Origin of the sequence: Pseudomonas sp. S06B 330 (assembly GCF_002845275.2) — a bacterium.
GTDB lineage: Bacteria > Pseudomonadota > Gammaproteobacteria > Pseudomonadales > Pseudomonadaceae > Aquipseudomonas.
Genome location: NZ_CP088149.1, coordinates 4,878,121 through 4,899,478, shown reverse-complemented (window position 1 = coordinate 4,899,478; position 21,358 = coordinate 4,878,121). Strand labels below are relative to the sequence as shown.

The 21,358-nt window shown below is 59.0% G+C and carries 25 protein-coding genes; 15 read left to right on the top strand and 10 right to left on the bottom strand.

Annotation, left to right across the window (positions count from 1 at the left end; translation table 11 throughout):
• Positions 1–948: an alpha/beta hydrolase family protein gene (locus tag CX511_RS22045; RefSeq protein WP_045188155.1), complete on the top strand. Its 948-nt coding sequence runs from the start codon at positions 1–3 to the stop codon at positions 946–948.
• Here CX511_RS22045 and CX511_RS22040 read toward each other — a convergent pair.
• Genes CX511_RS22040 through CX511_RS22025 form a run of 4 tightly spaced genes read right to left on the bottom strand, consistent with a single transcriptional unit; the run spans position 935 to position 2,910 of the window.
• Positions 935–1,273, bottom strand: a complete 339-nt coding sequence (locus tag CX511_RS22040; RefSeq protein ID WP_045188157.1) for a HopJ type III effector protein — start codon at positions 1,271–1,273, stop codon at positions 935–937. The two genes, CX511_RS22045 and CX511_RS22040, sit on opposite strands and share 14 nt — an antisense overlap.
• A complete protein-coding gene (locus CX511_RS22035) occupies positions 1,266–1,562 on the bottom strand; it encodes a DUF1244 domain-containing protein (RefSeq protein WP_045188159.1) in 297 nt (98 codons plus the stop codon). Before CX511_RS22035 ends, CX511_RS22040 begins: the two co-directional genes overlap by 8 nt.
• A gap of 24 nt (positions 1,563–1,586) precedes the next feature.
• Positions 1,587–2,285, bottom strand: coding sequence for a dihydromonapterin reductase (gene folM, locus CX511_RS22030; RefSeq protein WP_045188161.1), 699 nt, complete (start codon positions 2,283–2,285; stop codon positions 1,587–1,589).
• Positions 2,286–2,340: 55 nt separating this feature from the next.
• Complete coding sequence (locus tag CX511_RS22025) at positions 2,341–2,910, bottom strand: putative antibiotic biosynthesis monooxygenase (protein ID WP_101292452.1); 570 nt, start codon at positions 2,908–2,910, stop codon at positions 2,341–2,343.
• A 190-nt stretch (positions 2,911–3,100) separates the two neighbouring features.
• Here CX511_RS22025 and CX511_RS22020 point away from each other — a divergent pair, with 190 nt between their 5' ends.
• A complete protein-coding gene (locus tag CX511_RS22020) occupies positions 3,101–4,051 on the top strand; it encodes a MerR family transcriptional regulator (RefSeq protein ID WP_101292454.1) in 951 nt (316 codons plus the stop codon).
• Here CX511_RS22020 and CX511_RS22015 read toward each other — a convergent pair.
• Together CX511_RS22015 and CX511_RS22010 are read right to left on the bottom strand one after the other, a co-directional pair.
• Complete coding sequence (locus CX511_RS22015) at positions 4,036–4,653, bottom strand: hypothetical protein (RefSeq protein ID WP_045188166.1); 618 nt, start codon at positions 4,651–4,653, stop codon at positions 4,036–4,038. The genes CX511_RS22020 and CX511_RS22015 overlap by 16 nt on opposite strands.
• 71 nt (positions 4,654–4,724) lie before the next feature.
• Complete coding sequence (locus tag CX511_RS22010) at positions 4,725–5,183, bottom strand: PAS domain-containing protein (RefSeq protein ID WP_101292456.1); 459 nt, start codon at positions 5,181–5,183, stop codon at positions 4,725–4,727.
• A 138-nt stretch (positions 5,184–5,321) separates the two neighbouring features.
• Here CX511_RS22010 and CX511_RS22005 point away from each other — a divergent pair, with 138 nt between their 5' ends.
• Positions 5,322–5,777, top strand: a complete 456-nt coding sequence (locus tag CX511_RS22005; RefSeq protein WP_101292458.1) for a flavodoxin — start codon at positions 5,322–5,324, stop codon at positions 5,775–5,777.
• Here the strand turns inward: CX511_RS22005 and CX511_RS22000 are convergent, their stop codons facing one another.
• Positions 5,778–6,662 (bottom strand): LysR family transcriptional regulator, encoded by an 885-nt coding sequence (locus CX511_RS22000; protein WP_101292460.1) that lies wholly within the window; start codon positions 6,660–6,662, stop codon positions 5,778–5,780.
• Positions 6,663–6,758: 96 nt separating this feature from the next.
• On the opposite strand from CX511_RS22000, the gene CX511_RS21995 reads away from it, so the two are divergent.
• The 5 genes from CX511_RS21995 (at position 6,759) to CX511_RS21975 (ending at position 10,384) form a co-directional block, all read left to right on the top strand.
• Positions 6,759–7,145, top strand: a complete 387-nt coding sequence (locus tag CX511_RS21995; protein ID WP_045188174.1) for a CidA/LrgA family protein — start codon at positions 6,759–6,761, stop codon at positions 7,143–7,145.
• Positions 7,135–7,821, top strand: coding sequence for an LrgB family protein (locus tag CX511_RS21990; RefSeq protein ID WP_101292462.1), 687 nt, complete (start codon positions 7,135–7,137; stop codon positions 7,819–7,821). The genes CX511_RS21995 and CX511_RS21990 overlap by 11 nt, the downstream gene beginning before the upstream one ends.
• Positions 7,822–8,008: 187 nt before the next feature.
• A complete protein-coding gene (locus tag CX511_RS21985) occupies positions 8,009–8,914 on the top strand; it encodes an alpha/beta fold hydrolase (protein ID WP_101292464.1) in 906 nt (301 codons plus the stop codon).
• Positions 8,915–9,042: 128 nt separating this feature from the next.
• Positions 9,043–9,954, top strand: a complete 912-nt coding sequence (locus CX511_RS21980; RefSeq protein ID WP_045188180.1) for an SDR family oxidoreductase — start codon at positions 9,043–9,045, stop codon at positions 9,952–9,954.
• Between the two features lie 79 nt (positions 9,955–10,033).
• On the top strand, positions 10,034–10,384 hold the full coding sequence (locus CX511_RS21975) for a hypothetical protein (RefSeq protein WP_045188182.1): 351 nt from the start codon (positions 10,034–10,036) through the stop codon (positions 10,382–10,384).
• A gap of 295 nt (positions 10,385–10,679) precedes the next feature.
• On the opposite strand, the gene CX511_RS21970 is transcribed toward CX511_RS21975, so the two are convergent.
• Positions 10,680–11,465 (bottom strand): IclR family transcriptional regulator, encoded by a 786-nt coding sequence (locus CX511_RS21970; protein WP_045188184.1) that lies wholly within the window; start codon positions 11,463–11,465, stop codon positions 10,680–10,682.
• 172 nt (positions 11,466–11,637) lie between these two features.
• Here CX511_RS21970 and hmgA point away from each other — a divergent pair, with 172 nt between their 5' ends.
• From hmgA to maiA, 3 genes are read left to right on the top strand one after another with little or no spacing between them, the layout of a single operon-like run.
• Positions 11,638–12,939 (top strand): homogentisate 1,2-dioxygenase, encoded by a 1,302-nt coding sequence (gene hmgA / locus CX511_RS21965; protein WP_101292466.1) that lies wholly within the window; start codon positions 11,638–11,640, stop codon positions 12,937–12,939.
• A 3-nt stretch (positions 12,940–12,942) separates the two neighbouring features.
• Complete coding sequence (gene fahA, locus CX511_RS21960) at positions 12,943–14,235, top strand: fumarylacetoacetase (protein ID WP_045188188.1); 1,293 nt, start codon at positions 12,943–12,945, stop codon at positions 14,233–14,235.
• 12 nt (positions 14,236–14,247) lie between these two features.
• Positions 14,248–14,877, top strand: a complete 630-nt coding sequence (gene maiA / locus CX511_RS21955) for a maleylacetoacetate isomerase (protein ID WP_101292468.1) — start codon at positions 14,248–14,250, stop codon at positions 14,875–14,877.
• On the opposite strand, the gene CX511_RS21950 is transcribed toward maiA, so the two are convergent.
• The gene (locus CX511_RS21950) at positions 14,874–15,680 is read right to left on the bottom strand and encodes a SirB1 family protein (protein WP_045188192.1); all 807 of its coding nucleotides are present in this window, start codon (positions 15,678–15,680) and stop codon (positions 14,874–14,876) included. The two genes, maiA and CX511_RS21950, sit on opposite strands and share 4 nt — an antisense overlap.
• Before the next feature lie 125 nt (positions 15,681–15,805).
• Here CX511_RS21950 and CX511_RS21945 point away from each other — a divergent pair, with 125 nt between their 5' ends.
• Positions 15,806–16,825: a Leu/Phe/Val dehydrogenase gene (locus CX511_RS21945; protein ID WP_045188194.1), complete on the top strand. Its 1,020-nt coding sequence runs from the start codon at positions 15,806–15,808 to the stop codon at positions 16,823–16,825.
• A 5-nt stretch (positions 16,826–16,830) separates the two neighbouring features.
• Here the strand turns inward: CX511_RS21945 and CX511_RS21940 are convergent, their stop codons facing one another.
• Positions 16,831–17,094 (bottom strand): YebG family protein, encoded by a 264-nt coding sequence (locus CX511_RS21940; protein WP_045188196.1) that lies wholly within the window; start codon positions 17,092–17,094, stop codon positions 16,831–16,833.
• A 227-nt stretch (positions 17,095–17,321) separates the two neighbouring features.
• Between CX511_RS21940 and CX511_RS21935 the strand changes: the two genes are divergently transcribed.
• The 3 genes from CX511_RS21935 (at position 17,322) to cyoB (ending at position 21,358) form a co-directional block, all read left to right on the top strand.
• Positions 17,322–17,828, top strand: a complete 507-nt coding sequence (locus CX511_RS21935; protein WP_045188198.1) for a disulfide bond formation protein B — start codon at positions 17,322–17,324, stop codon at positions 17,826–17,828.
• 563 nt (positions 17,829–18,391) lie between these two features.
• Positions 18,392–19,336, top strand: a complete 945-nt coding sequence (cyoA, locus tag CX511_RS21930) for a ubiquinol oxidase subunit II (protein ID WP_045188200.1) — start codon at positions 18,392–18,394, stop codon at positions 19,334–19,336.
• Positions 19,337–19,339: 3 nt separating this feature from the next.
• On the top strand, positions 19,340–21,358 hold the full coding sequence (gene cyoB, locus CX511_RS21925) for a cytochrome o ubiquinol oxidase subunit I (protein WP_045188202.1): 2,019 nt from the start codon (positions 19,340–19,342) through the stop codon (positions 21,356–21,358).

The following is a 21,358-nucleotide window of genomic DNA, read 5'->3' as shown; positions in this document are numbered from 1 at the left end:
ATGAGCAGTCTCGAAGCATTTCCACCGCTGCCAGTCTCAAGCAACAGCGGGCATGCCTTTGTGCAAGCCGCTGCCGACGGTTATCCGCTCGGCGGCTGCTGCTGGCGCCATGCCCAGGTGGACAGTACGCGCCCTGTGGTGATCATAAACGCCGCCACCTCGGTGCGTAGCCGCTATTACGCGCGCTTTGCCGAGTATCTGTTCAGTCACGGCTTCGATGTCATGACCTATGACTATCGAGGTATCGGTGAATCGCGCCCGACCTCGATGCGTCACTTTCAGGCGTCCTGGACTGACTGGGGGGCGCTGGATTTCGAAGCGATGGTGCAGCGTGCCGTGCGCGAGTTTCCCGGACAACCCATCGACGTTGTCGGCCATAGTTTTGGCGGTTGCGCAGCGGGATTGGCGGTGTCGTCCAGGCACGTGCGCAGGCTGGTCACGGTCGGCGCGCAGTTTGCCTACTGGCGCGACTATGCCGTTGACAGTCGTTGGCAACTGTTTGGCAAATGGCATGTGCTGATGCCGTTGTTGACGCGGTTGTTCGGCTACTTTCCCGGCAAGCGCCTGGGTTGGCTGGAAGACACCCCGGCCGGGGTGGTCAAGGACTGGAGCACACTCACCGCAGCCTATGAGCGGCGCCCCAGTGGTCAATCACTGGCTGAGCTGCCCTTTGCGCAGGTCACGGCGCAAACCCTGGCGATCAGCTTGACTGATGATCCTTTCGGGACCGTTGCGGCGATTGAGCGGCTGTTGGCGTACTTTGAATCCAGTCCACGTAGCCATTTGCGGATTGCACCTGCCGACATTGACGAGAGGCAGATCGGTCATTTTGCTTTTTTTCATCAGCGCTTTCAGGCCCGGCTCTGGCCAATTGCCCTGCAGTGGTTGCAGCACGGGCAATTGGCTGACGATACGCCTGGGCAACTGAAGACGTTTAGCGTGCCTTGAGCGGCTGGGCGGCGAACTTCACGCCCGCCAGGCCGTGCCCGATCAACGCACGGATGTTGCCGTGATCACTGCCCTCGGGTGTGGCCAGTACTGAACGGTAGTGCTCGCCGAACGCCAGCAGCGCTTCTTCATCGCTCAAACCTTCAAGCAGGGCCAGGCCCAGGGTCTTGCACGAACCTTCGTTCTGACCGGCGGCATTTTCCACCCCGCCGTTGGTGAAGGCCTGTGGCTGGTAATCGTAGCGCGCTGCGATGAATGCCAGGGTATCGGCAAAGACATGCTCGCCGCTGTTAAGGCTTTGGCGCAGGGTATTGAGATCAGTCATTGGGTTTTCCTTTGGCGAACGCCGCTTGCTGTTCGGCGCTGGCTTCTTTCTGGTATTGAGCTTTCCATTCGGCGTAAGGCATGCCGTAAACCGCTTCGCGGGCTTCGTCCATGCTCAGCTCGACCTGACGCTCGTCGGCGGCAGCCTTGTACCACTTGGACAGGCAGTTGCGGCAGAAGCCGGAGAGGTTCATCAGGTCGATGTTCTGGACATCCTTGCGGCTGTCCAGGTGAGCTACCAGCCGACGGAACGCAGCGGCTTCGAGTTCAAGTTTCTGTTGGTCGTTCATGGTCATTCTCGTGACAAGGACAAATCAGTCTACCGCGATGCGGTTTTTCAGATGGCGGCCACCGTTGATGACCACATTGCTGCCAGTGCTGTACTGACTTTCGAGCAGAAATTGCACCGCTTCAATCAGTGGCTGCGCACCAGGTTCGAATTCCAGCAAGGCCTTTTTCAGGGTTTGCTGGCGGTAGGCCTCGTCACTGTTTTCCTTGAGGATCAGCAGCCCCGGCAAAATGGCGTTGACCCTGACGACCGGCGCGTATTTCTCAGCAAAGGACAGGACCATATTCTGCAGCGCGGCTTTGGTGGCGGCATAGCCGATATGGCTTTTGCTGCCACGTGAGGACGTCTCGTCGCAGATGTGGATGATGTCGGCCTTATCGAGCTTGTGCAGGTGTTCACCGAGTGCCAGGTTCAGGTGATACGGCGCTTCAACATGCAATTTGAACATGGTGTTGAGGTTGGTCAGGTCATCATCGAGCCACAACGAGGCGTTGTGGATGATTGCCCGTAGGCCATCGTAGTTGCTCTGCAGGTGTTCAATCAGGGCCAGACGGTCGTCTTCGCGGCACAGGTCGGCCTGGAACTGGATGATGTTCGGGTGCGCCGCTTCAGGGTTTTTGCTTCGGCTGGCACTGACCACAGTATGGCCGGCCTGCGCCAGGTTCAGGGCCAACGCCAGTCCGACTCGCTGGCTGGCTCCGGTGACAAGAATTGGGCTGTTCATGGTGGGGGCGGTCAACTTTTACAGGTTCGCGTGGATGGCCCCCAGCATACCCGAACTAGGCAGGGTTGCGCGCACCCTGCGGGTTGACGTTGGGCGTCGGGGGATTGAGCCAATTGGCCAGCAAGCGGGTCGACAATGGAATGAACAGATACACCATCAGTGGCGTCAGCCCCAGGGTGCTGAGCAGGATGCATGGCACCAGATCGAGGGCGCTCAACCAGTGGCCGAACAGCAGGTTGAACAATAACGAAACCGGAAAGAACGCCAGCCAGATTGCCACGGCCTGTTTCCAGCGTGGCGGGCGTTGCACTGGATTGCTGCCAAACCAGCCATCCAGGCCGCTGGCACGCAGCTCCTGGGGCTGCTTGAACAGGCCGTTGCCACGCGCCAGCCAAGCCTTGCGCGATGCCGAGTGCTCCCAGGCTTGCATGGTCTGCTCGTTGGTGAAGCGAAAGATGATCTGGAACTCATCACCTTGCGGGGGAGGGGCCAGGACGCCGGAACCCAGGTAGCCGGTGAAGTCGGTGGCCAGCTGTTCGCCTTCGTGCAGCCAGCTCATCAGATCCTGATAGCGGCCTTCGGCGACGCGACGCGTGACCATCAAGGTAACGGGAGGGGTAGACATTGTATATCTCCTGGCAACGGGGCGTGGCGGGTGGCCTGCCCATGAAATGCGTCCGGGGTGGTGGACGGCATTTGCTTGCATGCAAAAAGCGGGCACGGATTATTCCTGAAATAACCTGACTCGTCAGTGCTGAGCCCTGTCGCGCAGAGTAGAATATGCCTCGTCCCTCAAGAATCGTGGTTTTCCGGCAATGTTTGAGCCTGCCCAGCCTTCTCCGAATCCTGGCAACCTCGCTCAGGAGGAGCTGTACCCCATTCGCGAAGTCTCCCGTCTGACAGGTATCAACCCGGTCACGTTACGTGCCTGGGAGCGCCGATATGGACTGATACAGCCCACGCGCACCGAAAGTGGGCACCGCCTGTATTCCCAGGCTGATATCGACGAAGTCCGTAGCATCCTCGGTTGGATCGAACGAGGCGTGGCGGTGAGCAAGGTCGGCAAGATTCTCGCCCGTAGCCAGAGCCTCAAGCCACAAGTTGATTCCCTGCGCAATCAGGCTTCTGTGGATGACTTCAAGCAATGGCAGCTGTTACTGCGCCAGACGCTGAGAGTGTTTGATGAGCGCCGCCTGGAGCAAGTCTACGGTCAGGTGTTCAGCAGTTATCCGTTGGTAGTGGCTTTCCAGGACATCCTCTTGCCGGTCTGGCAGGAACTGCGTAGCACCCAGGAAGCCTTCGGCCACCAGAGCGAGTGGTTGTTTCTCGATAGTTTTCTGCGCGGGCGGGTGCTGCAGCGCCTACAGCTCTCGGCTGACCAACAACCTGTCAGGGTGTTGCTGGCAGCGATCCCCGGGCATTGCCGGGAGCTGGAGTTGCTGGTGGCAGCGCTTCTGCTCGGTAGCAGTGATATTGCTGTGACGGTGTTGGCGGTGGGACAGCCGTTGGAAGAGTTGAGCCTGGTCTGTGAGCGCATGGCGCCTCACGCGTTGGTACTGTTCTCCAATTGTCTGCTGGCGCAAGACCTGCCAAAGCAGTTGGCCCGCCTGAGCCTGGCACTGGAGTGCCCATTGTTGTTGGCAGGAGAGGCTGCGGACCTGGCCCAAGACAGCCTGATCGGATCGCAGGTGGCGTGCCTGGGCAGTGAGGGGCGCTTGATGCGTCGTCGCTTGCAGCAGTACCTGGCGGGTCACCTGGACAGCTGAGGGTGCAACTCTGGATGGGTCTGGCGATGGGCCTGGAGAATGTACTCGCGTAGCCGTTCGATTTCGCTCTGTTGGCTCTCGCTCAGGTTGTAGGCAGCCAAACTCTGTCCGGTACGTCGCTGAAGGACGCCGTGCAGGGCAATCGGCGCGCCGTTGGCCGGGCTAAACCAGAGGTCGAAGCTGCTCGGTGGCTCAGGTTGGTCTCGGATTTCCAGCAGCACACCCTTGAAAGAAATTTCCCGTACCCACAGGCCGGTACTCAGGCCCAGCTCGTCTTCCAGCGCCACCGGCGTATCCAGGGTCAGGCGCCACGGACGCATCATCGGGCCGTCTTCATAGATGTGCGGTGCACCCAACTGTAACTGCAGTGCGTGAAATTCGTCTTCGACCAAGTGCAGGGGAAAACTCATCTGCTGGTTCTCGAACTGCGCCTGCAGGGTCACCTGCTCCTGGGCAATCAATCGGGTTAGCAGGTCTTTGATCTGGCTGCCGCCATTGACCATCAGGTGCGACACAGACTCAGCCACGGCGGGCTGGAAGGTGTGTTGCATGGTCCTGATGAAGTCCAGCTCGTCCTGAGTCAGGAGGGCGTTTGCTTGCATGGTCGAACTCGAAGTGTCAGTCGTGGATGCATTTCTTCACCGTCATGGACAAGCAAACGGCGATTTGGTTTTTACCGTTCGTCGGCTTCCAGTTCGGCAATGCGGGCCCGAGCCTGGGCCAACTCGCGCTCCAGTTCGATTACACGCTGCTCGGCTTCTACCTGGCGGCTGACGTCCTTTTGAATGCCAATGAAATACTTGAGTTGATCGGCTTCGTTGAACACCGGGGTAATCGACAGTTCGTTCCAGAACCAGGTACCGTCTTTGCGGTAATTGCGCAGGATTTCCCGGCTTGGTTGCCCGCTCTTGATCGCTTCACGGATCCGTGCGCGCGGGGCCTGGTCACGGTCGCCGTTCTGCAGGAAGCGGCAGTCGCGGTAGAGAATGTCGTTGGCGTCATAGCCCGTCAGTCGCTCGAACGCCGGGTTCACATAGATCAAGATAGTGTCGTCATCACCTTCCTGTTCGGCGACCACAATGCCGTCGTTGGAAGCGTCAATCATGCGTTGCAGCAGTTTGGCGTTGATCATGGCGAAGTCCGTATCGTGTAGTCAGGGCGCGGCGGCTGATTCTAGAGGATTGAGCCTGTGGCTCACACTGGAGAATGAGGCCTTTTGCCAGTGCTGAATGTTAGTATCCTACGTTTTTACTCAGTTTCGGAATCCACTATGAAAGTCGCAATCCTTTCCGGTTCGGTTTACGGTACCGCCGAAGAAGTCGCACGGCATGCCGAATCCCTGCTCAAGGCCGCAGGTTTCGAGGCCTGGCATGCCAATCGCGCCACTTTGCAAGACCTCCTGGGCTTCGTCCCTGAAGCCTTCCTGGCTGTGACCTCGACCACCGGCATGGGTGAGCTGCCCGATAACCTGATACCGTTGTTCAGTGAAATTCGCGACGTGCTGCCGGCTGCCTGGCGCGGTTTGCCAGGTGCTGTCATCGGTCTGGGTGATTCCAGCTATGGCGACACCTTCTGTGGCGGCGGCGAGCAGATGCGTGAGCTGTTTATTGAACTTGGCATCCGCGAAGTGCAGCCGATGCTGCGCCTGGATGCCAGTGAAACCGTTACACCAGAAACCGATGCCGAACCGTGGCTGGCCGAGTTGGTCAGCACGTTGCGTGGCTGATCAAGCCGACTGTTGCTCGCGCAGCAATTGCAACCAGGCTTGGGCTGCGCGTGACAGGTAGGCGCCCTGGCGCCAGATAAAGGCGATGTCCCAGCGCAGGTCTACCGGTTCGCTCAGCGTCAGGCGGACCACGCCGGGGCGTTCCAGGCCTCGGGCGACAATACTTGGCAGCAGCACCACGCCTTGGCCAGCGGCTACCAGCGCAGCGAGGAAGTCGGCCTGGCTGCTGCGTCCGCCTTCCTTGGGCGTAAAGCCCAACTGCTGGCAGGCACTGAGTAGCCGATCATTGAGAACAAAGCTGCGCTGATAGAGCAGGAACGGCGTGTCGGCCAACTGCGCCAAGCTGACCTGACCAGTTCCGGCCAATGCATGATCAATCGGCAGCAGGGCATCCAGCGGTTCATTGCAAAATGGCTGGAAAGCAAACGCCGGATCGTTTGGGGTCAGGCTGCCACCCAGTTCCAGCTCGCCACTCAACACCGCCTGCTCGACATTGCGGCTGCCACCTTCGAGCAAATAAATACTGATGTTCGGATAGCGCCGACGGTACTCAGCGAACAGTCGCGCAAACAGCGCATCGCTGCCCAGCAGCGGTAGGCCCAGACGCAGTTCACCGCGTCCGAGCTGGCTCAGGTCATCAAGTTCGTTCTGCAACTCCTGGCGCAGGCGCAACATGGCTTCGCCGCGCTCCAGGACAATTTTGCCAGCGGCCGTCAGGTGCAACTGCGAGCCTTGACGTTCGAGCAGGGCAACACCTAAGTCTTGTTCCAGCTGGGCTACCTGCTTGCTGACGGCCGACTGGCTGATGTGCAGGGAGTGCGAGGCTTGAGTGAAACCTCCGCGGTGAATCACCTCGACAAAGCTGCGTAGCTGTTTGAATTCCATTGCCTGGATTCCATTTTGGAATTGATACCAGTCTAACAATTCGTTTTTAGCGTGGGAAAGGAGCTTTTAGAATGGAGCCTTGAAGAGGTCCCCGCGATGAAACCTGCATCTATCAAACGCTTCCTGCGCCTACTCGCCGAGCTGGCGGTATTCCTGTTTCTCTATGGGGTTGGCGGTCAGTTGGCAGCCTGGCTCGGTTGGCCGATCCCTGGCGGTGTCATGGGGCTGGCATTGTTGCTGTTGGCCTTCGCGTTCGGCTGGCTGAAGCCGGCTGCCTTGCAACTGGGCGCTGGCTTGCTGATGGCAGAAATGCTGCTGTTCTTTATTCCGGCACTGATGAGCCTACTCGACTATGGCAGCCTGCTGCGCGATGAGGGTTGGCGAATCCTGTTGGTAATTGGCGTCAGCACCTTGATGGTCATGGTGCTGACGGCACTGACGGTGGAATGGGTGTGTCGCTGGAGGATGCGTCATGACGCTTGAGCCCATGCCGCTGTTCTGGTTGGCCTTGACGCTATTGGCCTATCTGGGCAGTCGCTGGTTGTACCGGCGCACCGGTCGTTACCTGCTGTCGCCGCTGATCCTGGTTCCGGTTCTGCTGCTGGCGGTTGCGGTACCGCTGAACACGGCTTATGCCGAATATTCACGAGACACCCATTGGCTGATGTCGGTGCTCGGGCCGGTGACGGTGGCTTTTGCTGTACCTATCTGGCAGCAGCGTGCGTTGTTGGTTCGCCACTGGCCAGCATTGACCCTGGGGATGCTGGTGGGCAGCACGGCATCAATTGCCAGCTCCTGGGGGCTGGCGCATTTGTTGTCACTGGATAACGCGGTGAGCCTTTCGCTGGTGCCACGTTCGATCACCACTCCCTTTGCCATGCCTCTGGCTCGGGATCTGGGCGGAGTGCCAGAGCTGACGGCCGTTTTTGTGATGTTCACAGGCGTGCTCGGGGCAATGTTCGGTGGGGTCTTGCTCAAGTTCCTGCCGTTGCGTACGCCTTTGGCGCGTGGCGCGCTGTTTGGTGTCGGCGCGCATGGCGCCGGGGTCAGCCGGGCCCATGAAGTGGGCGGTGAGGAGGGCTCTGTTGCCGGCTTGGTAATGGTCCTGACTGGGCTGCTCAACCTGTTTGCTGCACCAATAATGAGCTTGCTGCTGTAAGGCTGCACTATTTTGTGGCCTGACTCACAAGGTCAATAAGCTGGCTGCCAATGCAACTTACCTTTGTCTGTAGGCTGATTAGACTGCTTCACAGTAGAGCACACGAATGTGCCGAGGTGATTGCAATGATCGCAACAGATGCCTTGCTCAACACGACGTTTTTCTATTATTTGCCGGGACTACGCTGATGCCATTGGCCGAGATACCATTGTGCGTCTGGCGTACCCGGGGCCTGAGTTTTACCTTCCGCGACCAGACCATTCGCTATTGGACAGCAGGGCAAGGCGAGCCATTGCTGCTTATTCACGGATTTCCCACAGCAAGTTGGGATTGGCACTACCTGTGGGCGCCGCTGGCCCAGCGGTTCCGGGTCATTGCCTGTGACATGCTTGGATTTGGCGATTCAGCCAAGCCTGTCCACCACCGCTACAGTCTGATTGAGCAGGCTGATCTGCAACAGGCGTTGCTCGAACACCTAAAGGTTGATCAGCCGGTACATCTGCTTGCCCACGACTATGGTGGCAGTGTCTCCCAGGAGTTGCTGGCGAGGCACTATGAAGGCCGAGCGAATATCGCCAGCTGTGTCTTCCTCAATGGCGGTCTGTTTCCTGAGCGACATCGATCGCTGCTGATTCAGAAGCTGCTGCTCAGCCGATTGGGCTGGCTGGTGGCGCGCTCCTTCGGGCGTGACGACCTGGTGCGTCATGTAACCCAGATCTATGGCCCGTGCTCACATCCCAGCGAAAGCGCGCTGGATGACTACTGGAGCCTGATGGTATCGAACCGTGGCACGCGGATTCTGCACAAACTGGTCACTTACGTGCCTGAGCGGGCGGTTCATCGTGAACGTTGGGTTGGCGCCATGCAGAAAGACGGCGTGCCCCTGCGCTTTATCAATGGCGCGGTCGATCCAGTGTCCGGCGCCCATATGCTTGAGCGTTACCTGGAACTGGTGCCGCATCCCGATACCGTGCTGCTGCAAGGCATCGGTCACTACCCCCATACCGAAGCACCGGCACAGGTGCTGCGCCACTACATAGCGTTTCGTGAACAGCCGCTGACCCACCTGCCACAGAAGGTAGCCTGGTCCTGAGGGGCCAGGCCGGGTCCATCATCGTCTGGCCTTATCACCTGCCATTCACCCTGTGCCCGCTTGATTGTGTGCTGGCTGGTGCTGGCCGACACTCGGGTATTCCGTGTTGATTTCCTGGAGTGTTGAGCATGAGCGACTCGCTGCGGCTGGACGATAAAGTGGTGATTGTGACCGGCGCTGGCGGCGGCCTGGGTCGGGCCCACGCCTTACTGTTTGCCCGTTACGGCGCAAAGGTGGTGGTCAACGACCTCGGCGGTTCGACCCACGGCGAGGGTGCCAGTGCCTCAGCAGCGGATCAGGTGGTGGCGCAGATTCGTGAAACGGGTGGCAGCGCGGTGGCCAACCATGATTCTGTGGCCGATGGTCAACGTATTGTCGAGCAGGCACTGGACACGTTTGGACGGGTTGATGTGCTGGTCAACAATGCCGGCATCCTGCGTGACAAGACTTTTCACAAGATGGACGACAGCGATTGGCAGCAGGTCTATCAGGTGCATGTCGAAGGTGCCTACAAAGTTACTCATGCTGCCTGGCCGCATCTGCGAGAACAAAACTGGGGCCGGGTGATTTTCACTGCCTCCACCTCGGGTATCTATGGCAACTTCGGCCAAGCCAACTATGGCATGGCTAAACTCGGTCTTTATGGTCTGACCCGGACCTTGGCCATTGAAGGGCGCAAACACAACATCCTGGTCAACGCCATTGCTCCTACAGGTGGCACACGCATGACCGAAGGACTGATTCCGCCTCAGGTGTTTGAACAGCTCAAGCCGGAGCTGATCAGCCCACTGGTGGTGTACCTGGGCAGCGAGCAGTGTCAGGACAGCGGTGGGTTGTACGAAGTGGGCGGTGGCTGGGTGGGTAAAACTCGTTGGGAGCGTAGCTTGGGCGTGGGTTTCAACCCGCATCAGGGCTTCACCCCAGAGGACGTGGCGGCCAGTTGGCAGGACATCGGCGATTTCGCTGACGCTGTGCACCCAAAGGACAGCCTGGAAGCATTGCAGCAGATGATGGCCAATCTGCAGAAGTTCTCTCAGTAACGCCTACCTGCCTGAGGTTGTGGTCGCCCGACAATCTTGCCTATGCTGGGCGGCCATGATTGATGCAGGAGTACACCGGATGTACGAGTCCAAGGCCGAAGCGGTGATCTCACCCCGCCAGTTTCGCTTTCGTTTGCTGCGCCATGGCCTGGCGGCCTGTGTGTTGTTGATCGTGTCGATTCTGTTTGGCGTGCTCGGCCACCTGTACTTCGAGCCGCATATTCCCCTGCACGACGCCATCTTCAACGCCACCTTGTTATTGGGTGGGGTAGGGCCGGTAATCTTGCCCGATAGTGTCGGCGGCAAACTGTTCTTTGCCGCTTATGGCTTGTATGTCGGGTTGGTGTTTGTTGCCAGCATTGGGTTGATACTGGCCCCCATCGCTCACCGGCTGCTGCACCGCTTTCACTTTGATGATGGCGATGACTGAATTGCAGAGATAAAAAAGGCCGCTGCAATGCAGCGGCCAAGTAAGACGTAGATCAAGGAGCTTCAAAATCAACGTCGGTGAACCTGTTGCCGGGAAGCGGGGTGTACACGCTTGATATGCCCGGTCCAGAGCGGCTGCCAGTGATGGCGCGGTCCAGCTGCAAACAGAATAGGCTGCTGAGTCGGAAGGAAAAATAGCCGATTTGGACATTCACTGTTGCGCCTCTGGCAACAGTTAAACGCAGTTCACATTAGCGCAGGCGTCGATGAATGAGTGTGAGCCTTTGTAAGCAATCTTAAGGTGTTTGTTCGTAGCCCATGCGCCAACTGATCATCTTCGCCGCGGCCAGCAATTGCTGCGCTGCCGGACCTTGTTCATCCGCATGGAAAATAGAGGTCGGGCCGACCACCGTCAACACGGCGGCAATTTTGCCAACGGCGTTGAACACCGGTGCCGAAAGCGCATCGACACCGGGCATCAACAAACCGTGGACGTGATGCAGGCCACGCTGGCGAATGTCGGCAAACAGTGTCTCGTACGCTTCGGTGGTGTGATTCAGAGCGGCCAATTCCTGATCGCGCAGCTCGACGGTCTCACGCTCCGGCAGGTAGGCGCCAAACACTAACCCGGTGGATGAACTGAGCAGCGGCAGCACCGAGCCGATCTGGGTAACGACGGTCACCGCGCGCACGGCCGGCTCGATGTTGACCACCGTAGCCCCCTGGTTACCCCACACAGCAATGAAGCAACTTTCGTTGAGGTCGTCGCGCAACTGCGACAGCGGCATGGCCGCGACTTTCAAAACGTCCATCCCGCCCAGGGCCGCCAGGCCCACGCGCAAGGCTTCACGGCCCAAGCCATAGTGGTTGGTGGCCGGATTCTGTTCGGCAAAGCCACTGGCAATCAGGGCCTGCAAGTAGCGGTGGACCTTGCTCGCTGGCATATCCACATGCTCGGCCAAGCGCGACAGCGAGGTTGAAGGCGATAGCTGTGCCAGGGCCTTGAGGATGTCGGTGCCGACTTCAGCTGAACGGACCTTCTGTTTGCCGGTGTTATCGGCGGGGGAGCTGGCTTTGGCCATGGTGCTTTCGATCCGGGTGGTCCAGGTGGGCGTCTTTATAGCTTGACGGTCTTCGTCAATCAAATTACGTTATGCGTAATGTAATTACGATAAAATAACGCAGCAGTGTTGCCACCTTCAACGGCTCGCAGCCAACTGCCATCAACCGGCCTGCTCTGGGCCCGGAGGCTCAATGAACCTCGACAGCACCCCCGTGCCTGAATACTTGAGTGGTTTCGGCAACGAATTCGCCAGCGAAGCTTTGCCCGGTGCCTTGCCGGTCGGACAGAACTCACCGCAAAAGGCCCCCTACGGCCTATACGCCGAACTGTTCTCTGGCACCGCTTTCACCATGACTCGCAGCGAAATGCGCCGTACCTGGCTGTATCGCATTCGCCCTTCGGCCTTGCACCCACGCTTTGAGCGCCTGGAGCGGCAACTGGCCGGTGGTCCGTTGGGGGCGGTGACGCCGAACCGCTTGCGCTGGAGCCCACAGGACATTCCCAGCGAGCCGACCGACTTCATTGATGGCTGGGTTGCTATGGCCGCCAATGCCGCCAGCGAGAAACCTGCCGGTATCAGCATCTACAACTACTGCGCCAACCGCTCCATGCAGCGGGTGTTCTTCAACGCCGACGGTGAACTGTTGCTGGTGCCGGAACAGGGGCGTCTGCGCCTGGTCACCGAACTGGGTGTGCTCATTGTCGAGCCCCTGGAAATCGCCGTGGTCCCTCGCGGCCTGAAGTTCCGTGTCGAGTTGCTCGACAGTCTGGCTCGCGGTTATATCGCCGAGAACCATGGCGCACCGCTGCGTATTCCGGATCTGGGCCCGATTGGCAGCAATGGCCTGGCCAATCCGCGCGACTTCCTCGCACCGGTGGCGCACTATGAGGATCATCAGGGGCCGGTCCAGCTGGTGCAGAAATTCCTCGGCGAGTTGTGGGGCTGTGAACTCAATCATTCGCCGCTGGACGTGGTGGCCTGGCACGGCAACAACGTGCCCTACAAATATGACCTGCGCCGTTTCAACACTATTGGTACGGTCAGCTTCGACCACCCGGACCCGTCAATTTTCACCGTGCTCACCTCGCCCACCAGCGTGCCGGGCATGGCCAACCTCGACTTCGTGATTTTCCCGCCACGCTGGATGGTGGCCGAGAACACCTTCCGTCCACCGTGGTTCCACCGCAACCTGATGAACGAGTTCATGGGGCTGATCCAAGGCGCCTACGATGCCAAGGCCGAAGGCTTCCTGCCCGGCGGCGCGTCGCTGCACAGCTGCATGAGCGCACATGGCCCGGATGCGGAGACCTGCGCCAAGGCTATCGCCGTCGAGCTTGCGCCATGCAAGATCGACAACACCATGGCCTTCATGTTCGAAACCAGCCAGGTGCTGCGCCCCAGCCGTCATGCCCTTGAGTGCCCGCAGCTGCAGGCCGACTACGATAGTTGCTGGGCATCCTTGCCGAGCACCTTCACCCCGAATCGGAGATAACCCATGAATCAGTCCGCTATTGCCCGCAGTTGGGTCGAACACGCCAATGGGCATCGCGATTTTCCGTTGCAAAACCTGCCGCTGGGGATCTTCAGCCACAACGGTCAGGGCAAGCGTTGTGGCGTGGCCATTGGCGATGCAATTCTCGATCTGGAAGGCGCCTTGGCGGCCGGCCTGTTCGACGGTGAGGCCCGTGCCGCTGTCGAGGCGACCCGTGGTGGTGCCCTGAATGCGTTCTTCGCCCTCGGTCGTGTTGCCCGCGTAGCCTTGCGCGAGCGCTTGCTGCAACTGCTCGGCGAGCACAGCGAGCATCAGGCCGCGCTCAAACCGCTGCTGCTGACAAGTGCCGAGTGCCAACTGCACCTGCCGGCACAGATCGGCGATTACACCGACTTCTATGTGGGTATTGAGCATGCCAAGAATGTTGGCAAGCTGTTCCGCCCCGACAATCCGTTGCTGCCCAACTACAAATACGTGCCGATTGGCTACCACGGCCGCGCCTCTACCATTCGTCCGTCGGGCACTGATGTACGCCGCCCTAAAGGCCAAACCCTGCCAGCTGGTCAGAGCGAGCCAAGCTTCGGCCCCTGCGCGCGCCTGGACTACGAACTGGAGCTGGGGATCTGGATCGGCCAGGGCAATGAGATGGGTGAGTCGATCCCTGTCGCTGAAGCGGCCGAGCATATTGCTGGCTTCTGTCTGCTCAACGATTGGTCTGCCCGTGACATCCAGGCGTGGGAATACCAGCCCTTGGGTCCGTTCCTGTCCAAGAGCTTCATTTCGACCATTTCCCCTTGGGTGGTGACCGCCGAGGCGCTGGAGCCGTTCCGTTGCGCGCAACCTGCGCGTCCTGAAGGTGATCCGCAGCCGTTGTCATACCTGCTGGATAAGCGTGACCAGGCAGGTGGCGCCTTCGATATCGAGCTGGAGGTGCTACTGCTGACCGAACGCATGCGCGAGCAGAATCTGCCAGCCCATCGTCTGACGTTGAGCAATACTTTGAGTATGTACTGGACCGTCGCCCAGATGGTCGCCCACCACAGTGTCAACGGTTGCCAGCTGCAGGCGGGTGACCTGTTCGGTTCGGGCACGCTGTCGGGTGCCCAGCCTGGCCAGTTCGGCAGCCTGCTGGAAATCACCCAGGGCGGCAAAGAGCCTGTACAGCTGGCTTCGGGCGAGGTGCGCAAGTTCCTCGAAGACGGCGACGAGATTATTCTGCGCGCGCGTTGCGTCCGTGATGGCGTGGCCTCGATCGGTTTTGGCGAGTGCCGCGGCAAGATCCTGCCGGCGCACTAAGAGGACAGGTCCATGGAGCTGTTCAATTACTACCGTTCAACCTCGTCCTACCGGGTGAGGATTGCCCTGGCGCTCAAGCAGCTTGAGTACCAGTACGTGCCGGTCAACCTGCTCAAGGGCGAGCAGTATGATGAGCACTTCCTGAGTCTCAATCCCCAGGGGCGGGTGCCGGCCTTGAGGATCGACTCCGGTGAGGTGCTGGTGCAATCACCGGCAATCATCGAGTACCTGGAGGAGGTTTATCCACAGCCGGCACTGTTGCCCGAAGAGCCTGTGTTGCGGGCTCAGGTGCGCAGTGTGGCGGCGCTCATTGGTTGCGATGTGCACCCGTTGCACAACGTCAGTGTGCTCAAGCAACTGCGTGCAATGGGGCACGACGAAGACCAGGTGAACCAGTGGATAGCCCATTGGATCAGCCAAGGCCTGGCGGCAGTTGAGCAACTGATTGGTGATGAGGGGTTCTGTTTTGGCGACGAGCCGGGGTTGGCAGATGTCTATCTGATCCCCCAACTGTATGCGGCCGAGCGTTTCAAGATCAGCCTCAGCGACTGTCCGCGGATCCGCCGGGTCGCCGCATTGGCGCGGGAGCATTCGGCGTTTGTCCTGGCGCATCCGGACCGCCAGGCTGACACCCCTGGTTAATGTACAGACGGCCTTGAGGGCGGCAGTTGGCCGAGACGCTCGGTCAGTCGCAGGCGTTGGATGGGATCGTCGCTGAGCAACAAGGCATGCTCCAGGTCGAAGCGTTCGGCCTGGGGGCATTCAAGGTGCTGGTACAGGGTGGCCCGGGCCAGGTAGTCGCTGGCGGTGCCGGGGCCCAGTTGCAGCACCCGTTCGGCATCTTTGAGTGCTGCCAGGTCATCGTCATGGGTCGTATGCAGCTGACGCAAGTTGCGGGACAAGCGTTGGAGCATTTGCTGTGGGCTCGCGGCAAGCAGGTGCTCGGCGCTGAGCTGTAATTGCGGACCAAACTGGCGGCCGAGCAGTTCGCGGCAATCGGCAGGGTAGAGCCTGCGGCCACCGCACGGATCGAGCAGGTGATCGGCGCCGGGCACGCGCAGGAGGAAATGCCCGGGAAAGTTCACCCCTTCCAGCGGGATCGACAAGCCTCGCGCCAGTTCCAAGGTCAGCAAGGCCAGGGCTAGCGGTTGGCCACGGCGACGCTCCAGAACCTTGTCGAGCAGGGCCGCCTGGGGGCGTAACGGGTGATACTCATCCTGCTGGAACCCCAGCGCATTGAGCCTGCGCAACAGGGGTTGGGCCAGCTCACTGAGCGGTAGCATCGGCAAACCGGCGCTGACCTCTTGCTGCAAGGTCCTGACTTGAGCCATGATCAGTAGCGGTTGGACACTGTTGTCGTGCTCTGCCGCGACCCATAGCGCCGCTTCCAGCAAAGCTACTGGATTACGTTCCAGGCAGGTGAGACAAGCTTGGCGTGGGCTCATGACAATCTCCGCTCAAGCTTATTATGTAGCGCTGGCCGGGCTTTTCGTCCAGTGGTCCGGGGGCTGTCATCAATCGGCAAAGCGCAGCCTATACTGGGATCAGCACCTCACTGAGGAGCCCGCTGATGTTCGCGCTCATGCAAAGTACTCGCACGCAATCGCTGCACCTGTGCATCGACCCGGCAACCGGCTTGAAAGCGGTGGTCGCCATTCACAGCGAACACCTGGGCCCGGCCATGGGCGGCTGTCGATACCTGGCCTATCCAGACGACGACAGCGCCATGATCGACGCCATACGCCTGGCCCAGGGCATGAGCTACAAGGCGGCATTGGCGGGCTTGCCATTGGGCGGCGGCAAAGCGGTGATCATTCGCAACCCCCATGTGGAAAACCGCGCGGCATTGTTCGAAGCCTTTGGTCGCTTTGTCGACACCCTGCAAGGTCGCTTCATCACCGCTGTGGACAGCGGCACCTCGACCCTGGACATGGATTGCATTGCCCAGACCACTCAGCATGTCACCAGTACTACTGCCGCTGGTGATCCTTCGCCCCATGCAGCTATGGGGGTGTTCGCCGGCATTCGTGCCACGTCGATGGCGCGCCTTGGCAGCGACAACCTCGAAGGCTTGCGGATTGCGATACAGGGATTGGGCAATGTCGGTTACGCATTGGCCGAGCAACTGCATGCCGCTGGCGCCGAATTGCTGGTCAGCGACCATGATCCCGGCCGGGTACAACTGGCCATTGAGCAGTTCAATGCCCGGCCGGTTGCCAATGAGATGCTGATTAGCACGCCTTGCGACATCTTTGCCCCGTGCGGGGTAGGGCCGGTGCTCAATGGCCAGAGTGTGATGCAGCTACGCTGTGCGGCCGTGGCGGGGGCGGCCAATAATCAGCTGACCACCTTGCAGGTGGCCGATCAACTGGAAAGCCGCGGAATACTCTATGCGCCTGACTACGTCATCAATGCTGGTGGCTTGATTTATGTCGCACTCAAGCACCGTGGCGAAGACCTGGGCGTTATCACTGCCCATCTCGCGCGTATTCCCTCGCGCCTGACCGAGGTGTTTGCTCATGCCCAGGCAGAAAAGCGCTCGCCGGCGCGGGTGGCGCAGATGCTTGCTGAACGCTTGATCTATAGCTGAGGCTTTTATTCGCTCGCTGTCTCAGCGAGCAGCTCGGACAAGGCGTCGGGCTGGCTCTTGAACGCTTTGGCGAACACGTCGCGGTTCTTGGCCATATAGATGCCGGCATCTTCGACTTGTTGTTCACTGAGCGACGGTACGGCTTTCTTCAGGACCTCGGCGAGCAGCTCGGCCAGTTCGAGCATCTTGTCGTGACGGTCAGCTTCGGCTTTATCCATGAACAAGCGCTCCAGATCGCGGCTGCTGCGGTATACCACTTCGACGGCCATTCATCACCTCACATGCCTTTTGAATATCGATGTGCTCGACACTGTTTATTTGTACAGTGTTAATGATAGGGTAATCCACAGGACTAAGATAGTGGCAATTGAGCATTCTGCTTTGCCCAGCGGGGTACTCCAGCCTGGCGCGGCACTTTTACCGTTCTAGAAGGTCTTCTTGCGCGTGTAGAATTCCGGTCAGGCCGTCGAGCCATTCAGTCAACTAAGGATATGCAATGAACGAGCAAACATCGCGCCTGAACCGGGAACGGCGCTTTCTGGTCCTGCTTGGAGTGATCTGCCTGGCCATGATCGGCGGTGCGCTGTATATGCAGGTGGTACTCGGCGAGGCACCCTGCCCGCTGTGTATCCTGCAACGCTATGCACTGCTGCTGATTGCCGTGTTCGCGTTCATCGGTGCTGCCATGCCCGGGCGTCGCGGCCTGACCCTGCTTGAAGGCCTGGTGGTACTCAGTGCCATCGGTGGGATCGCCGCCGCTGGCAATCATGTGTATATCCTCGCCAACCCTGCGATCAGCTGCGGTATCGATACCCTGCAACCGATCGTCGATGGCTTGCCGTTGGCGTCGGTGCTGCCGCTGGTGTTCCAGGTAGATGGATTCTGTTCCACGCCTTATCCGCCGGTGCTGGGGCTTTCACTGGCGCAATGGGCATTGTTGGCGTTCATCCTGACCGCCGTTCTGGTTCCTTTGGGCATCTACCGCAACCGCCGTAAGGCTTAGACAAAAGTCATGTTTTGATGCAAGTCAGATGTGCAATGAAAACTTCATTAGACGTCGCACATTCCTTGACTTGTATCAAGCTTCAGGCCTTGTAGAACAAGGCTTTCAGGGGCGTTGCGCGGGGTGCGACAAACTGTCGCGAAACTGATTTTTCAGACTTGATTGTTGTCAATTCTGTAAAAGACTGTTGCTCAATTAGTCATAGTCATTGATTGGCGACCTATCTACAATCGCCCCCAATTTCCGTTCGGCACCGCTTGCGAGTCGCAGGATTAAAGGAGCCCCAGGCTCTTTTTGCTGACTCTGACGAGCATCGCCTGCGGCGATGCCGGGCTGACCCCCCTCCGTGATTTCCCGCACCAAATGGAATTGGTCTGAACACAGGCCTGTTGCCTACGAAGTCAAAACAATAAACACCGTAATACCCGGTTTATGCCGAGCCGCCGCAGCTGGCCTCAAGGCATAACCGTATTCGATCCCATAAATGCTGACGCTTGGCAGGACGAAGTGTTGGCGACCAAAACACAAATTGCATTGAAGCAAGCTGCTCTAGAGGTCGTGAGATGAGTAAAAAGCGTTACCCCAGACTGTTTGGCATTCTGCCCTTTTTAGGCATGCTTTTACTCAGTGGGTGCAACTGGACCCTGCTCGACCCGAAGGGCCAGGTCGGCATTGAGCAAAAGAACCTTATCCTGATCGCTACCGGCTTGATGTTGCTGGTGGTGATTCCTGTCATTTTCATGACCTTGGCGTTCGCCTGGAAGTATCGTGCTTCCAACAAGGCTGCGACCTACACCCCTGACTGGTCGCACTCGACCAAGATCGAAGTGGCGGTGTGGACCATCCCGGTTCTGATCATCATTGCCCTGGGCTATGTGACCTACAAGACCACCCACGAGCTGGACCCGTATCGTCCGCTGGTTTCCGACGTGAAGCCGGTACAGATCGACGTGGTCGCCCTGGACTGGAAATGGCTGTTCATCTACCCGGAACAAGGCATTGCCACGGTCAACAAGATCGTCTTCCCAGCTAATACGCCGGTCAACTTCCGCGTGACCTCCGACTCGGTGATGAACTCGTTCTTCATTCCAGGCCTGGGCGGTCAGATCTACGCGATGGCAGGTATGACCACCAAGTTGCACCTGATCGCCAACGAGAATGGTGAGTTCGACGGTATCTCGGCGAACTACAGCGGTGCAGGCTTCACCGGTATGAAGTTCAAGGCAACCGCCACCTCCCAGGCTGATTTCGAAGCATGGGTGAACGAAGTCAAGCAATCGCCGAAACAGCTGGATGCGGCTGAATACGCTGCATTGGCCAAAACAAGCGAAAACAATCCAGTCGCGCTGTACAGCGTGGCCTCGCCTGAGCAGTTCCAGTCCATCGTCGACAAGTACGAAGGCATGAACCGCGGTCGGCCGGTCCACGAAAAAGAGCAGAGCAAAGAAGCGGCCGGTACCGAAGGGATGGACGTGAGTATGCATTCAGCTGCTGGGGCAGAGGAGTAAGAGATGTTCGGTAAACTAAGTCTGGATGCGATTCCGTATCACGAGCCGATAGTCATGGTGACACTCGCCATGATCGCGCTCGGCGGTCTCGCGTTGGTGGGTGCAATCACCTATTTCAAAAAGTGGACCTACCTGTGGTCCGAGTGGCTGACTTCGGTCGACCACAAGAAAATCGGGGTGATGTACATCATCGTCGCGATGATCATGCTGCTGCGCGGCTTTGCCGACGCCATCATGATGCGCACGCAGTTGGCCATGGCCACCGGCGGCTCCGAGGGCTACCTGCCTCCCGAACACTATGACCAGATCTTCACCGCTCACGGTGTGATCATGATCATCTTCATGGCAATGCCATTCTTCACCGGCCTGATGAACCTGGCCCTGCCTCTGCAGATCGGTGCGCGTGACGTTGCCTTCCCGTTCCTGAACTCCCTGAGCTTCTGGCTGCTGGTGTCCGGCGTAGTGCTGGTCAACGTCTCCCTGGGTGTCGGTGAATTCGCCAAGACCGGCTGGGTAGCTTATCCACCGCTGGCGGGTATCCAATACAGCCCTGGAGTCGGTGTTGACTACTACATCTGGGCGCTACAGCTATCCGGACTCGGTACGACGCTAACGGGTGTCAACTTCCTTGCCACCGTGCTGAAAATGCGCGCGCCTGGCATGAAGCTGATGGACATGCCGATCTTCACCTGGACCTGCACCTGGGCCAACGTACTGATCGTCGCTTCGTTCCCGATTCTGACCGCTGCACTCGCTCTGCTGACTGTTGACCGTTATCTGGATTTCCACATTTTCACCAACGAGCTTGGTGGGAACCCGATGATGTACGTCAACCTGTTCTGGGCGTGGGGTCACCCTGAGGTTTACATCCTGATCTTGCCGGCCTTCGGTGTGTTCTCGGAAGTCACCTCGACCTTCGCTGGTAAGCGTCTGTTCGGCCACAAGTCGATGATCTACGCTTCGGGCGCGATCGCGGTACTGGGCTTTGCGGTATGGCTGCACCACTTCTTCACCATGGGTTCGGGCGCCAGCGTCAACACCTTCTTCGGTCTGGCGACCATGCTGATCTCGATTCCGACCGGGGTGAAGCTGTTCAACTGGCTGTTCACGATCTACCAGGGCCGTCTGCGCTTCACGGCGCCGGTGTTGTGGACCCTGGGCTTCATGGTTACCTTCTCCATCGGTGGTATGACCGGCGTACTGCTGGCTGTTCCGGGTGCTGACTTCGTACTGCACAACAGCCTGTTCGTAATCGCCCACTTCCATAACGTGATCATCGGTGGTGCGGTATTCGGCTACATTGCCGGCTTCGCCTTCTGGTTCCCGAAAGCCTTCGGTTTCACCCTGAACGAGAAGTGGGGCAAAGCTGCCTTCTGGTTCTGGATCTCCGGTTTCTACGTGGCCTTCATGCCGCTGTATGCACTGGGCTTCATGGGTATGACCCGTCGTCTGAACCACTCCGACAACCCGCTGTGGGAACCCTACCTGTACGTAGCCGTGTTCGGCGCCGTGCTGATCCTGTTCGGTATCGCTTGCCAGCTGATCCAGCTGTACGTGTCGATTCGCGATCGCAAGGACAACATGGACGTGACCGGCGACCCATGGGGCGGCCGTACCCTGGAGTGGTCGACTTCGTCGCCACCGCCGTTCTACAACTTCGCCACCATGCCTGAGAACGTCGATCTGGATGCCTGGCACGAAACCAAGCAGGCCGGTAAGGCTTACAAGGTTCCAGCCAAGTACGAAGCGATTCACATGCCGAACAACACCTCCACTGGTGTGTTCATGGGTGCGTTGCTCACCGTATTCGGTTTCGCCTTCATCTGGCACATCTGGTGGTTGGTTGCTGCCAGCCTGGTCGGCACCATCGCTGTCTTTGTTGCCCACGCTGCGCGTGACGACCAGGGCTACATGGTTCCTGCCGAAGAAGTGGCGCGTATCGAAGGCGAGCGCATGAAGGCCCTGGGCCTGGCTACCGGTTCGCCGGATGGCGCACGTGTCAAATCGTTTGAACGGGTTTAA